The organism is Sulfitobacter sp. G5_S2_6_S6, from assembly GCF_054968505.1.
This window is the reverse complement of the sequence record NZ_JBQKUI010000002.1, coordinates 374,003-388,414: the sequence shown is the minus strand read 5'-3', so window position 1 is coordinate 388,414 and position 14,412 is coordinate 374,003. Positions and strand designations below refer to the sequence as shown.

General features: G+C 58.6%; 12 protein-coding genes. 4 read left to right on the top strand and 8 right to left on the bottom strand.

Translation table 11 applies throughout. The features are described 5' to 3' along the window. Nucleotides 1-16: 16 nt before the first annotated feature. Together ACTRWK_RS05885 and ACTRWK_RS05880 are read right to left on the bottom strand one after the other, a co-directional pair. Entirely contained in the window at nucleotides 17-895 is an 879-nt protein-coding gene (locus ACTRWK_RS05885) for a ribokinase (protein ID WP_289081926.1), read from the bottom strand. Next, complete coding sequence (locus ACTRWK_RS05880; RefSeq protein ID WP_005850791.1) at nucleotides 892-3,150, bottom strand: NADP-dependent malic enzyme; 2,259 nt, start codon at nucleotides 3,148-3,150, stop codon at nucleotides 892-894. Before ACTRWK_RS05880 ends, ACTRWK_RS05885 begins: the two co-directional genes overlap by 4 nt. A 201-nt stretch (nucleotides 3,151-3,351) precedes the next feature. Between ACTRWK_RS05880 and mutS the strand changes: the two genes are divergently transcribed. Continuing rightward, nucleotides 3,352-5,973 (top strand): DNA mismatch repair protein MutS, encoded by a 2,622-nt coding sequence (gene mutS / locus ACTRWK_RS05875; protein WP_289081939.1) that lies wholly within the window; start codon nucleotides 3,352-3,354, stop codon nucleotides 5,971-5,973. Between the two features lie 62 nt (nucleotides 5,974-6,035). Here the strand turns inward: mutS and ACTRWK_RS05870 are convergent, their stop codons facing one another. Both ACTRWK_RS05870 and hrcA read right to left on the bottom strand, forming a co-directional pair. Next, a complete protein-coding gene (locus ACTRWK_RS05870) occupies nucleotides 6,036-6,599 on the bottom strand; it encodes a nucleotide exchange factor GrpE (protein ID WP_005850788.1) in 564 nt (187 codons plus the stop codon). A 9-nt stretch (nucleotides 6,600-6,608) separates the two neighbouring features. Beyond that, nucleotides 6,609-7,643 (bottom strand): heat-inducible transcriptional repressor HrcA, encoded by a 1,035-nt coding sequence (gene hrcA, locus ACTRWK_RS05865; RefSeq protein WP_462843820.1) that lies wholly within the window; start codon nucleotides 7,641-7,643, stop codon nucleotides 6,609-6,611. Between the two features lie 130 nt (nucleotides 7,644-7,773). Here hrcA and rph point away from each other — a divergent pair, with 130 nt between their 5' ends. From rph to hemW, 3 genes are read left to right on the top strand one after another with little or no spacing between them, the layout of a single operon-like run. After that, nucleotides 7,774-8,487 (top strand): ribonuclease PH, encoded by a 714-nt coding sequence (gene rph / locus ACTRWK_RS05860; protein WP_037942417.1) that lies wholly within the window; start codon nucleotides 7,774-7,776, stop codon nucleotides 8,485-8,487. Continuing rightward, nucleotides 8,484-9,095 (top strand): RdgB/HAM1 family non-canonical purine NTP pyrophosphatase, encoded by a 612-nt coding sequence (gene rdgB, locus ACTRWK_RS05855; protein WP_037942418.1) that lies wholly within the window; start codon nucleotides 8,484-8,486, stop codon nucleotides 9,093-9,095. Before rph ends, rdgB begins: the two co-directional genes overlap by 4 nt. Then, nucleotides 9,088-10,245 (top strand): radical SAM family heme chaperone HemW, encoded by a 1,158-nt coding sequence (gene hemW / locus ACTRWK_RS05850; protein WP_289081925.1) that lies wholly within the window; start codon nucleotides 9,088-9,090, stop codon nucleotides 10,243-10,245. Before rdgB ends, hemW begins: the two co-directional genes overlap by 8 nt. Here hemW and ACTRWK_RS05845 read toward each other — a convergent pair. From ACTRWK_RS05845 to mnmG, 4 genes are read right to left on the bottom strand one after another with little or no spacing between them, the layout of a single operon-like run. Further along, nucleotides 10,242-11,129: a ParB/RepB/Spo0J family partition protein gene (locus ACTRWK_RS05845; protein WP_037965709.1), complete on the bottom strand. Its 888-nt coding sequence runs from the start codon at nucleotides 11,127-11,129 to the stop codon at nucleotides 10,242-10,244. The two genes, hemW and ACTRWK_RS05845, sit on opposite strands and share 4 nt — an antisense overlap. A 15-nt stretch (nucleotides 11,130-11,144) precedes the next feature. Continuing rightward, the gene (locus ACTRWK_RS05840; RefSeq protein ID WP_005850775.1) at nucleotides 11,145-11,945 is read right to left on the bottom strand and encodes a ParA family protein; all 801 of its coding nucleotides are present in this window, start codon (nucleotides 11,943-11,945) and stop codon (nucleotides 11,145-11,147) included. Beyond that, entirely contained in the window at nucleotides 11,938-12,546 is a 609-nt protein-coding gene (gene rsmG / locus ACTRWK_RS05835) for a 16S rRNA (guanine(527)-N(7))-methyltransferase RsmG (protein ID WP_037942426.1), read from the bottom strand. Before rsmG ends, ACTRWK_RS05840 begins: the two co-directional genes overlap by 8 nt. Next, nucleotides 12,543-14,405, bottom strand: a complete 1,863-nt coding sequence (gene mnmG, locus ACTRWK_RS05830; RefSeq protein ID WP_289081924.1) for a tRNA uridine-5-carboxymethylaminomethyl(34) synthesis enzyme MnmG — start codon at nucleotides 14,403-14,405, stop codon at nucleotides 12,543-12,545. Before mnmG ends, rsmG begins: the two co-directional genes overlap by 4 nt. Nucleotides 14,406-14,412: the final 7 nt, after the last annotated feature.

Below are 14,412 nucleotides of genomic sequence, written 5' to 3'. Positions count from 1 at the left end.
GCGTTAATCGCGAGCGTTAATCTTCGTCAAAACCGTGATCCTGGATGTCCTTGAGGTCCGGGATCACATCCGCTGTCCCTTGCCGCGTGACCATCAAGGCGCCAGCTTGCATTGCCAGCGCAATCGCATCCGGCATCGACAGTTTGCGGTCCAAGGCGGCGATCAGATAGCCGGTAAACGTGTCCCCCGCCCCCGTGGTATCGATGGCTTTGACCGGATAGGCCGGAAAGCTTTGCACCGTTTTCGCCTTGTTAGAGACCCATTTGCACCCCTCAGCACCCAAGGTCACGATAATATCGTCGATCGGCAGCGCGTCGATGCGGGTGCCTGTGGTTTTTTCAAGCGCCTCTGCCTCGACCTCGTTCAACACCAGCAGATTAATGTCGGGCAGAACCTGCGCCACGATTTCAGCATCAAAGGGCGCGGCGGCATAGGCGACGCGCAGGCCCAGAGTATGCGCGGTCTGCGCGGCAAAGCGTTGGCCCAGGGTTTCGTTCTGCATCAGCAGAAAGTCACCGGGCGATGCCTCTGCCAGGGCGGCCCCGATCATCTGGGTGGTGATCTGGTGATTGGCCCCTGAAAACAACACGATAGAGTTTTCGCCATCCTCGGCCACGCAGATATTCGCGTGACCGGTGGCCGTGTCGATCAAGCTGATATGCTGCGTTTCGACGCCGTATTCCAGCAAGCGGTCCACGGTCCATTTACCGTCCGGCCCCACGGCGCCGATATGCATAACGCGCGTTCCGGCGCGGGCGGCGGCGACCGACATATTGGCCCCCTTCCCGCCCAACCCTTGCCGGAAATCATGCGCGGCAATCGTTTCCCCCGGCGCCGGCAGATGCCGCAGATAGTAGAAATTATCCGCGTTGATAGAGCCGAGGTTCCAGATCATTCGCCGACCTTACAGGCCGCCAGAATAGCCATGTTCAGGATGTCATTCGCGGTGGATGTGGTTGAACAGATCTGGATCGACTTGTCCAACCCCGTCAGGATCGGGCCGATTACTGTGGCCCCCGCCATTTCCTGCATCAATTTGACCGAGATACTGGCCGAATGCCGCGCCGGCACGACGAGGATATTCGCAGGCCCTGTCAGCCGCGAGAACGGATAGTTCTTCTGGCTTTCGGCATTCAGCGCCACATCCACGGTCATTTCGCCTTCGTATTCGAAATCGACCCCGCGTGCGTCCAGCACATCTGGGGCACGCTGCATCTTTTCTGCTCGCTCGGAAACCGGATAGCCAAAGGTAGAGAAGCTAACGAAGGCAACCCGCGGCTCAAGCCCCATGTGGCGGGCGACCTTGGCCCCTTTTTCAGCAATATTCGCAAGGTCTTCTTCGTTCGGCCATTCATGCACCAGCGTATCGCCGATGAACACAATCCGCCCCTTGTGCAGCAGCGCAGTGATCCCGACGGCGCCGTGTTTTGCATTTGCATCGAACACGTGGTTTAGCCGTTCAAGCACATGGGCGGATTTGCGGGTTGCACCGGTCACCAGACCATCGCCATGCCCGTGCGCCAACATCAAGGCGGCAAAGACGTGGCGGTCACGGGCGGCCAGACGGTGGATGTCCTTGCTGTCCGACCCTTTGCGCTGCAAGCGATTGTAAAGGAATGACTTATACGTCTCCAGGTGCTGGGTATTGGCCGCATTCACGACCTCAAGCTCGCGGTAGGCATCCTCCATCCCCGCCGCCGTCAGCTTGGCCTTTACGTCGTCAGCGCGTCCGACCACCAGCGCCTTGCCCAGCCCGGAGCGTTGATACATCACCGCAGCCCGCAGAACCTTGGGGTCATCCCCTTCGGCAAAGATCATCCGCGCCTGATTAGCACGGGCACGGGCGTTGATCCCGCGCAGGATATTCGCCGTCGGGTCCATCCGCGACTTCAGGCTCAGCTCGTAGGCATCCATATCGATGATCGGGCGCCGCGCGGCGCCGGTGTCCATACCTGCACGTGCAACAGCAGGCGGAATACGATGGATCAGACGCGGATCGAACGGCGTCGGAATGATGTAATCCCGACCAAAGCTCAGGTTCTTGCCATAGGCCAGCGCCACTTCGTCCGGCACATCCTCGCGTGCCAGATCGGCCAAAGCGTGGGCGCAGGCGATCTTCATCTCGTCGTTGATGGCGCGGGCGTGGATATCCAGCGCCCCGCGGAACAGGTAAGGAAAGCCCAAAACGTTGTTAACCTGATTGGGGTAATCGCTGCGGCCCGTGGCGACAATCGCATCGGGGCGTACCTCGTGCGCTTCCTCCGGCGTGATTTCAGGATCGGGGTTCGCCATCGCGAAGATCACCGGATTATCCGCCATGCTGGCGACCATCGCGGGCGTCACCGCCCCTTTGACCGACACACCCAGGAACACATCCGCGTTCTTCATTGCCTCTTCCAGCGTGCGCAGCTCGGTCTGCGCGGCATGGGCCGACTTCCACTGGTTCATACCCTCGGTACGGCCCTGATAGATCACACCTTTTGTATCGCACATGATACAGTTGTTATGCTTGGCCCCCATCGCCTTGAGCAGTTCAAGACAGGCGATCCCCGCCGCCCCCGCACCGTTCAACACGATCTGCACATCTTCGATCTTCTTGCCCGAAATGCGCAAAGCGTTCAGCAGACCCGCAGCACAGATCACCGCGGTGCCGTGCTGGTCGTCGTGAAAGACGGGAATATCCATCTCTTCTTTCAGACGCTGTTCGATGATGAAACATTCCGGCGCCTTGATATCCTCAAGGTTGATCCCGCCGAACGTCGGCCCCATCAGCTTGACCGCGTTGATGAATGCCTCTGGGTCTTCGGTGTCCAGCTCGACGTCGATCGAATTCACGTCGGCGAACCGTTTGAACAGCACCGACTTGCCCTCCATCACCGGTTTCGACGCCAGCGCACCAAGGTTGCCCAAGCCCAAAACAGCAGTGCCGTTGGAAATCACCGCGACCATATTGCCCTTGTTGGTATAGTCATATGCCAGCTCGGGATTTTCGGCGATCGCTTCACAGGGAACGGCAACACCGGGGGAATAGGCGAGGCTCAGATCCCGCTGGGTCGTCATCGGGACGGTTGCGGTGATTTCGAACTTGCCCGGCGTGGGTTCAAGGTGAAAGGCGAGCGCCTCTTCGGACGTGATGCGGTTTTTGGTCACTAGAACGGCTTTCCTCATGGTTTCCCGCTTGATATCGCCGATCGGCCCCTCACACAATCATGATGGCGCTCACGGTTTGCACGACGTCGCGGCGACGCCGCGCGTGCAACGCCGGTCCGCCCTTTCGTCCGGAGGCGCGGTTTTGTACACAACGTTAACTCGAACCGGGGGCGCAGGGTGACCGAAGAAAAAATCACGCCAATGATGGCGCAATATCTAGAGCTTAAATCCCAGTACGCCGAAGCGCTGCTGTTCTACCGCATGGGCGATTTCTACGAGATGTTCTTTGACGATGCCGTCGCCGCGGCTGAAGCACTGGATATCGCGCTGACCAAACGCGGCAAACACGGGGGCGAAGACATCCCCATGTGCGGCGTTCCGGTGCATGCCGCCGAAGGGTATTTGCTGACGCTGATCCGCAAGGGCTTCCGCGTGGCGGTCTGCGAACAGATGGAAAGCCCGGCGGAGGCGAAGAAACGCGGCTATAAATCCGTGGTCAAACGCGATGTCGTGCGGCTGGTCACCCCCGGCACATTGACCGAGGAATCCCTGCTCGAAGCGCGGCGCCACAACTATCTGGCCGCATTTGCAGAGGTCCGCGACGGTCATGCGCTGGCCTGGGTCGATATTTCGACCGGCGCGTTTCACGTGATGCCCCTGACCCTGTCGCGCCTTGGCCCCGAACTGGCCCGCCTGTCCCCGTCAGAGCTGATCGTGTCAGAAGCGAAAGAGGCTGATTTACGCGAATTAGTCTCTGATTTCGACATCGCGCTGACCCCTATCGCACGCTCTGCCTTTGACAGCAGCAGCGCCGAAAAACGGGTCTGCGATCTGTTCGGCATCGGGTCGCTCGACGCCTTCGGCAGTTTTGAACGGGCTGATATCTCGGCTATGGGCGCGATCATCGACTATCTCGAGATTACACAGAAGGGCAAACTCCCCCTCCTGCGCCCGCCGCAGAAAGAGGCCGAGGCCCGCAGCGTGCAGATCGACGCTGCCACACGTCGCAATCTTGAACTGACACATGCGCTGACCGGTGGTCGCGCCGGTACGCTGTTATCCGTTATGGACAAGACAGTGACCGCCGGTGGCGCCCGGCTGCTGGAACGGCGTATTTCGTCACCTTCCCGTGTGTTAGAGACGATTCAATCCCGTCTGGACGCGATCAGCTTTGCCTATGACACACCGTCGATCCGAAATGACATCCGCCAGCATCTGCGCAACGTCCCTGATCTGGACCGCGCCCTGTCGCGCCTGTCACTGGACCGTGGCGGCCCCCGTGACCTTGCCGCCATCCGCAACGGCCTGACCGAAGCCAGCCATCTGGCCGACAAGATGCAAGCCGCCGCCCTGCCCGATCTGCTGGCGCAGGCCGCCAAAGGGCTTACCGGCCATGACAGCCTGATTGATCTGCTCGACGATGCGCTGATCGCCGAACCACCCCTGCTGGCCCGCGACGGCGGCTTTATCGCGCCGGGCTATGACGCCGAACTGGACGAGGTGCGCACCCTGCGGGACGAAGGCCGCAGCGTCATTGCCCAGATGCAGCAGGATTTCATCACGCTCACCGGTATCTCGACGTTGAAGATCAAACACAACAACGTGCTTGGGTATTTCGCCGAAGTCACAGCGACCCACGCCGAGAAAATGCTGTCGGCGCCGCTGTCCGATACCTTTATCCACCGTCAGACCACCGCCAATCAGGTCCGTTTCACAACCGTGGAACTGTCCGAGATGGAGACAAAGATCCTCAACGCGGGCAACCACGCACTGGAGATTGAAAAGCGGCTCTATGAAACGTTGAAACGCGCGATTCTGGATCACTCCGGCCCGATCGGTGTCGCCTCGGCTGGATTGGCCGAGATTGATCTGGCCACCGGTCTGGCCGATCTGGCGCAGTCCGAAAACTGGGTGAAACCCCGAGTCGACAATTCACGTGCCTTCGACATTCAGGGGGGCCGCCATCCGGTCGTGGAACGCGCCTTGGCCCAGCAATCCGGCAGCCCCTTTATCGCCAACGATTGCACCCTGTCGGCCGATGGCGACAACGCGAATATCTGGCTGCTGACCGGCCCTAACATGGCGGGTAAATCGACCTTCCTGCGGCAGAACGCGATCATCGCCCTGATGGCGCAAATGGGCAGCTACGTGCCTGCCGCCACCGCGCACATCGGCCTGATCAGCCAGATTTTCAGCCGTGTCGGCGCCTCTGACGATCTGGCACGGGGCCGTTCCACGTTTATGGTCGAAATGGTCGAAACCGCCGCAATCCTCAATCAGGCGGACGACCGCGCGCTTGTGATCCTGGATGAAATCGGGCGCGGCACGGCGACCTATGACGGCTTGTCCATCGCTTGGGCCACGCTGGAACACCTGCATGATATCAACCGCTCTCGCGCTTTGTTCGCGACGCACTACCATGAAATGACCGCGCTTTCGAACAAGCTGGGCGGGGTCGATAACGCCACCGTCGCGGTCAAGGAATGGGACGGAGAGGTGATCTTCCTGCACGAGGTCCGCAAAGGCGCCGCCGATCGGTCCTACGGTGTGCAGGTCGCGCAATTGGCCGGCCTGCCGCCTTCCGTCATCGCGCGCGCACGCGTCGTGCTTGAAGCGTTGGAAAAGGGCGAACGCGAAGGCGGCGCGACGCAGAAAACCCTGATCGACGACCTGCCCCTGTTTGCCGTGGCACCGGCACCTGCGCCTCAACCAAAACAAAGCTCCAAGCTCGAAGAAACGCTGGCCGAGATTATCCCCGACGAGCTCTCTCCACGTGAAGCGCTCGACCTGCTCTATAAATTGAAAGAGGCGGCCAAAACCTGACCGCCTCCCTCGCTTCCAAATGGTGCTAAATCCTCCCCGAAGGGCCGCTCTATCCCGGGCGTTTACCCTGCGGGGGTAGAGGAAACGCCAACCTGCGCCGGACGCAGCAGACGGTCGTGCAACATGAAACCTTCGGCGGCGACCTGGATAATATCGCCTGCTTTGGTGTCTGGCACGGGTGCCTCGAACATCGCCTGATGATGCTGCGGATCGAACTTGTCACCCACTGCGGGCGAGATAACTTCGATGCCGTGCTTCTTGAACACGCTCAGCAACTCGCGCATCGTCAGCTCGATCCCTTCCAGCAATGGGCCGGAGATGGTGCGCTGCTCTTCTGTAGCGGCTTCCAAGGCGCGTTTCATATTGTCGTAGACCGGCAGCATGTCGCGCGCCAGTTTCGACCCGCCATAGTTTTCCGCCTCGCGACGGTCCTTGTCGGATCGTTTGCGCGCGTTCTCTGCGTCGGCCAGGGCCCGCATGAAACGGTCTTTCAGCTGGTCACGCTCGGCACGCAATTCGTCCAGTTCCAGCGCTTCGTCGTCAATTTCGGACATCTCGTCGGCATAGGCTTCGGCCTCTGCGTCATCGATATCATCCAGAAATTCGTTCTCTTTCGGCTCTGCCATAATTCACCTCTAGCTGCGGTTCGAAATCAGCTTTCCAACCAGCTGCGCCGTGTAATTCACAATCGGCACGATACGTCCATAATTAAGGCGCGTGGGGCCGATCACACCGACCGCCCCGATCACCTTACGATCAGCGTTCATATAAGGGGAAACGACCAGAGAGGAACCCGAAAGTGAAAAAAGTTTATTCTCAGAACCAATAAAAATGCGCACACCGTCGCCCGCGTCGGCCAATTCGAGGAATTCCGCGATATCCCGCTTGCGTTCAAGGTCGTCAAACAGCTGGCGGATCAATTCGACGTTCTCGGCCTCGCCTTCGGTGTTGATCAGATTCGACCGTCCGCGCACGATCAACCGCTCGGGGGATTCCCCTTCGCCCTGCCACAGCGCCAGACCGCTTTCTACAAGCTGCTGCGCAAGAACGTCGATCTGCTGGCGCCGCTGGCTGATCTCATGCGCGATGGTGCGCTGCAATTCCGAGATGGTTTTCCCCTCGACCAGCGCATTCAGGAAATTCGCGGCTTCACGCATGCTGCTGGGGGTCTGGCCCGGCGGCGGTGTGAACAATCGGTTCTCCACGTGACCGTCGGAAAAGACTAGAACGACCAGCGCCCTATCGTGAGACAGTGAAACAAATTCGATATGCTTGATCGGCGCCTCGTGCTTGGGCGTCAGCACAAGCGAGGCGCCCTGGGTCACGCCGGACAGCGCCGACCCCACCCGATCAAGAATGCCGCTGACATCGGCGTTGTTGCTGCCAACGGTCGCGTCGATCTTTTCACGGTCCGTCTCGGTTGGATCGCCGATCTCGATCATGCCGTCGACGAACATGCGCAGCCCCATCTGCGTCGGGATACGACCGGCGCTGACATGGGGGCTGCCGAGCAGGCCCATATATTCAAGATCCTGCATCACATTACGGATCGTCGCCGCACTGACCTTTTCGCTGAAATCACAGGTCAGCGTGCGCGACCCCACGGGATCGCCATTCGCCAGATAGCCTTCGACCACGCGGCGGAACACCTCGCGCGAACGGTCGTTCATCTCGTCTAAAACTGTAGGTGTTTTGTCCATAGTGGGAGAAGTATGTGCGACAGGGGGCAAACGTCAATCGGGGTTGCATCGCGCCGCAACGCAGAGTTATCCCCAATGGCAAATGGAAAAGGAAATACCTATGCGCCCCTCTGGTCGGAAACTTGACGAACTGCGTGCCGTATCGATTGAAACGGGATTCACCAAACACGCCGAAGGATCGGCCCTGATCAAGATGGGCGACACCCACGTGCTGTGTACCGCCACGATCGAGGACCGCGTGCCGCCCTTTATCAAGGGTTCCGGTCTGGGCTGGGTCACGGCAGAATACGGCATGCTGCCCCGTGCCACCAACACCCGTATGCGCCGCGAGGCGGCCATGGGCAAACAAGGGGGCCGTACCGTTGAAATTCAACGCCTTATCGGTCGCGCTCTGCGCGCCGGCGTGGATCGCAGTGCCTTGGGCGAACGTCAGATCACCATCGACTGTGACGTACTGCAGGCCGACGGCGGCACGCGTTGTGCCTCTATCACGGGGGGTTGGGTCGCGTTGAAACTGGCGGTGAACAAGCTGATGAAGGCGGGCGACGTGGTCAGCGACCCGCTGGTCGATCCGGTCGCCGCGATCAGCTGCGGCATCTATGCGGGCCAGCCGGTGCTTGACCTTGATTACCCCGAGGATTCCGAAGCAGGCGTCGACGGTAACTTTATTATGACCGGCAGCGGCAAACTGATCGAGATCCAGATGAGCGCCGAAGGCTCCACCTATTCGCGCGACCAGATGAACCAGCTGATGGACCTCGCCGAAAAAGGCGTGGCAGAGCTGGTCGAGAAGCAGAAGGCAGCCACCGCATGACCCGTAAATTCACCGGCGACCAGATTCTGGTCGCCACCCACAACGCTGGCAAGCTGCAGGAAATGACCGAGCTTTTCGCCCCCTTCGGCGTCACCGTCAAAGGTGCCGCCGAGATGAATCTGGGCGAGCCGGAGGAAACCGAAAACACTTTCATCGGCAACGCCCGCATCAAAGCACGTGCGGCGGTGGCGGCAACGGGCCTTCCCGCGCTTGCAGATGACTCCGGGATCGAGGTCGAAGCGCTGGACAATGCCCCCGGCGTCTATACCGCCGATTGGTCCGAAACGCCCAACGGCCGCGATTTCGTCATGGCGATGACCAAGACCCATAGGTTGCTGGAAGAGGCAAACGCCCCCCACCCGCGCCGCGCGCGGTTCTGCGCGACACTGGTTTTGGTCTGGCCCGACGGACATGAAGAGATTTTCGAAGGCCGCGTGAACGGCACGCTTGTCTGGCCGATCCGCGGCGACGTCGGTCACGGCTATGACCCGATGTTCCAACCCGACGGGCACGAACAGACCTTTGGCGAAATGTCCGCCGACGCCAAGAACGCAATCAGCCACCGTGCGGACGCTTTCGCCAAACTGATCTCTGCCTGCTTTGACTGAGGATTGGCGCCAGGGGGGCTTTGGCCTTTATATCCATTGGCCGTTTTGCGAGGCGAAGTGCCCCTATTGTGATTTTAACAGCCATGTTAGTCGCACAATCAACCAACGGGCCTGGCGCGATGCCTATCTGGCGGAGCTTGAACGCGGCGCCGCCGAAACCCAAGGGCGCGTCTTGAACGCCGTCTTTTTCGGCGGCGGCACCCCAAGTCTGATGGACCCGGATGTCGTCGCTGATGTCATCGCCGCGATCCGTCGACTGTGGCCCACGGCCAATGATCTGGAAATCACGCTCGAGGCGAACCCCGGTTCGGTTGAAGCCGACCGTTTTTCAGCCTTCCGTCAGGCGGGCGTCAACCGCATTTCAATGGGGATACAGGCCTTGAATGATGCGGACCTGAAACGTCTGGGCCGCATCCATACGGTTGACGAAGGGCTTGCCGCTTTTGACATCGCCCGCAACACCTTTGAACGCGTCAGTTTTGATCTGATCTATGGTCGCCAGAACCAGGGTTTGGCCGACTGGCAGACCGAACTGAAACAGGCCCTATCCCTAGCGATAGACCATATGTCGCTGTATCAACTGACCATCGAACAAGGCACCGCATTTGGCGATCGCTATGCGGTGGGAAAACTACGCGGACTGCCCAGCGATGATCTGGGTGCCGATATGTATGCGGCCACTCAGGATATTTGCGGCGAGATGGGCATGCCCTCTTACGAGGTATCAAACCACGCCCGCGACGGGGCGCAATCGCGGCACAACCTGATCTACTGGCGCTACGGTGATTATCTTGGCATCGGTCCGGGGGCCCACGGGCGCCTGACCCAAAACGGCAATCGCTTTGCGACCGAGTGTTTTAGTAACCCCAAACGCTGGCTTGCCGCTGCTGCCAGCGGTGCCACCGAAAAGCCCCGCGAGCTTTTGACGACCGAAGATCAGGGGAGCGAGTTTCTGATGATGGGGCTTCGTCTGAAAGAAGGCGTGGACCTGCGCCGGTACGAGGCGCTTTCCGGCGCACCGCTTTCGGCAAAAAAAATCACCCAGATGCAGGACATCGGGATGATTTCTAGGGATAAAGACCAGCTTTATGTGACGGATCAGGGCTTTATGGTGCTAAACGCGATCCTGGCCGAACTTTTGTCGGATTAAGAGGCCGACAGGCGTTGGCAAAGCTCGTCCAGCTCGTCCATCGTCGTGTAGTGCAGCACCATCTGGCCCGCCTCCTGTCCCGGCTTGTGGTTCAGGGTTACCTTCAAACCAAGGTTCGCTGACAAATCCCCTTCAAGCGCGCGGGTATCCGCGTCTTTTTCGTTCGAGGATTTGGCCGCCCGCTTGTTTGGACCTTCATTCTCGGCTTGCTGCTCTTTCTTGATCAGCGCCTCGGCCGCACGCACCGACAAGCCGCCGGCGATAATCTGTTTGGCCAGCTTTTCAGGGTTCTTCGACGGCACCAAGGTCCGGGCGTGGCCCGCTGTCAGATCGCCCTGACGCACCATTTCCAGTACATTTTCGGGCAAGTTCAGCAAGCGTAGTAAGTTCGCGATATGACTGCGGCTTTTGCCCAAGGCTTCCGCCATCTTCTCTTGCGTGTGTCCAAAACGGTCCATCAGCTGACGATAGCCCGCCGCTTCCTCGATCGAATTGAGGTCCGCCCGCTGGATGTTCTCGATAATCGCAACTTCGAGAACTTCAACATCGGTGAATTCGCGCACGATGATCGGAAGCTCGTGCAGCTGCGCCATCTGCGACGCGCGCCAACGGCGTTCACCCGCGACAATTTCGAACGTCCCATCATCGCGGCGGCGTACGATCAGCGGCTGGATAACGCCCTTTTCGCGGATAGAGTTTGCAAGATCGTCCAAATCCTGCGGATCAAACCGCTTGCGCGGCTGCTCCGGATTGGGAGAAATCTTTTCAATAGGAACATACTGTTCCGCCGCGCCTTCTGATGCCACCGTTTGTGTCTCCGCTACGTCCGCCATCAAAGCTGACAATCCTCGACCCAAACCGCGCCGTTTGTCTTTATCTGCCATTGCCTGACCCCTTATTTATACGGCACTATTTGCCAGTACTTCTTTCGCCAGATCGCGGTACGCTTTGGCACCTTTCGACCCGCTATCGTAACTTAGAACCGGCATCGCGTAACTGGGTGCCTCACTGACCCGTACGTTGCGCGGAATAACGGTTCTATATACCAGTTCGCCCAGATTGCTTCGGGCGTCCTGCTCAACCTGTTGCGACAGGTTGTTCCGCTGATCATACATCGTCAGCAAAATTCCTTCGATCCGCAGATCTTTGTTCCCGCTTTGGCGCACTTCGCGGATGGTCAGCATCAGCTGCGACAATCCTTCAAGCGCGAAAAACTCGCTTTGCAGCGGGACAAGCACAGAATGCGCCGCGATCATCGCGTTCACCGTCAGCAAGTTCAGCGATGGCGGGCAATCAATCAGAATGTAGTCGAAGGCGTAGCTGTCCATCTGCGTCTGCCGCAGGGCGTCGTGCAAAAGAAAACTACGCTTTTCATTAGCGATCAATTCCATATCTGCGGAACTGAGATCGACAGTGGCGGCAACGATATGCAGGCCTTCTGTCTCGGTCGTCATAATCACTTGATCAAGGTCGATATCCTCAAGCAAAAGCTCGTAGGTCGTAAATTCCCGATCATCCAGTTCAATGCCCAGACCAGTTGACGCGTTGCCCTGCGGATCAAGGTCAATCACCAGAACGCGCTGCTTCTGCTCAACCAAAGCCGCCGCGAGGTTGATCGTCGTCGTGGTCTTACCCACTCCACCCTTCTGGTTCGCAATCGCAATAATTTTGGGCCCCGAAGGTCGAGACAGATCAGACATGTTTGATTTCCTTGATCTTAAGAATTGCGGCGGATGGGTTCGTCTGGCTCTGGATCGCGTCGCAGGTATATGCCCAGGTCTCTTTCGCGGCGGCATCCTCTGCGCGCCAGTTCTCCCCCTTCGGGAAAAGCGCAGTGCCAGAAGGTGAAAGATGACGATCTGCAAAGCCGAGCAAAGCAGTCAAGTCGGACAGGGCGCGCGCGCTTAGTACGTCTGCTTCCAAGGGTTCAATCTCTTCAATCCGCGCGTTCGCCACCGTTGCGTTCAGCTCAAGCTCCCGAATGGCTGTTCTCAGGAACGCGCATTTACGCTGGTCGCTTTCGACCAAGGTAAATTTCGTCGCACGCTTCTCTTGCTGCGACATCAGCGCCACGACAATTGCCGGAAAACCGCCACCGCTTCCAAGATCTACCCAATGGTCCGCATTGGGCGCGTGGGAATAGATTTGTAGTGAATCGAGAATGTGGCGCTCCCACATCTCGGGGACGCTCGGCTTGGAAATCAGATTAATCTTCGCGGTCCATTTCTCGACCAGTTGCGAGAAACGCTGAAGCTTCTCCAATGTTTCACGTGAAACATCCTCCTCAAAAGCGCCCATCATGCAGACTTCTTCTGGCTGCCGCGCTTGAGGTGAGACAGAAGCAGCGTCAAGGCGGAGGGCGTCATACCGTCAATTCGGGCCGCCTGTGCGAGGTTGGTCGGGCGTGTCAGCGACAGCTTCGAGGTAAGCTCATTTGACAGTCCGTCGATGGCTTCATAATCAAAATTCGCGGGAATAACATGCGCCTCATCCTTCTGGAGGAGGTCGATATCCCGTTGCTGACGCGCGATATAGTTTGCATATAGCGCATCCCGCTCGACCTGACGGCGAATTTCGGGTTCTACCGTTTCAAGCTCTGGATTAATCAAAACGATCTGCTCGAATGTCACATCCGGAAATGCCAACAGTTGGAAACCGGTCCGCTTCGTTCCGTCCTGGCTAACCTTGATCCCTGCCGCCTCGATCGCCTTTGATGCATAGGGCGTTTTCGTGAGCTCTGCCATCGCCGCGTCGATCTTAGCCATTTTGGCGTTAAAGTGCGCAACCCGCTCTTGCGATACGCAGCCCAAGGCGATCGCCAAAGGCGTGAGGCGCTGGTCAGCATTATCAGCACGAAGCGACAAACGGAATTCGGCGCGAGAGGTGAACATGCGATAGGGCTCTGTCACACCCCGGGTGGTCAGGTCATCAATCATCACGCCAATATAGCTATCGGCGCGGCTGAACGTCACCGGCTCTTTACCCTGTGCTGAAAGCGCCGCGTTCAATCCGGCAACCAAACCTTGTGCTGCAGCTTCTTCATAGCCGGTGGTACCGTTGATCTGACCAGCGAGATATAGGCCAGGCACAGTCCTCACGGAAAGGGCCAGATCAAGGGCGCGGGGGTCGACATAGTCATATTCAATCGCATAACCGGGCTGGATGATTTCTACATTTTCCAACCCAACCATCGACCGCACATAGGCAAGCTGAACATCCTCAGGCAGCGAGGTCGAAATACCATTGGGGTAGATGGTGTGGTCATCGGCGCCCTCAGGCTCCAGGAAAACTTGGTGCGAGGTTTTGTCAGCGAAGCGGACAACTTTATCTTCAATCGACGGGCAGTATCGCGGCCCTACCCCATCTATAAGCCCCCCGTACATAGCGGAGCGCGACAGGTTATCGCGAATAATTTGATGCGTTTTTTCATTGGTATGCGTAATACCGCAGGAGATTTGCGGTGCCGACGTCGCCTCTGACAAGAAAGAGAACAAGACAGGCTCATCATCCCCGGGTTGCGATTCCAGCTTCTCCCAGTCAATCGTCCGCCCGTCCAAACGCGGTGGCGTTCCCGTCTTCAGACGCCCGAGTGGCAAGTTGAACGAATCAATGCGGTTTGCCAGGTCGACGGAGGCTTTATCGCCCATCCGACCGCCGGAGCGCGACACATCCCCAATATGGATGACCCCGCGCAAGAAAGTCCCAGTCGTCAAAACAACCGCAGCCGCAGCGATCTGTTCACCATCGGCAAGAACGGCACCAGAAACCTTACCATTATCGAGAATGAAGTCGGTCACCTCACCCTCTACGATGGTCAGATTCTCCTGGCGTTCGGTCTCGGCCAGCATTTCTTTCCGATAGATAGCACGGTCAGCTTGCGCCCGCGGGCCTTGCACAGCGGGCCCCTTGCGGCGATTCAAAAGACGGAACTGGATGCCGGCTTTATCCGCGACACGACCCATAACACCATCGAGCGCGTCAATCTCGCGCACCAAATGCCCCTTACCCAGTCCACCGATAGCCGGATTGCAGGACATCACCCCGATCCCATCGCGCGACATCGTGATCAAAGCAGTATTCGCGCCCATACGCGCGGATGCGTGGGCCGCTTCGGCTCCGGCATGGCCGCCACCGATAACTATCACGTCAAAATGTTTCACGTGAAAC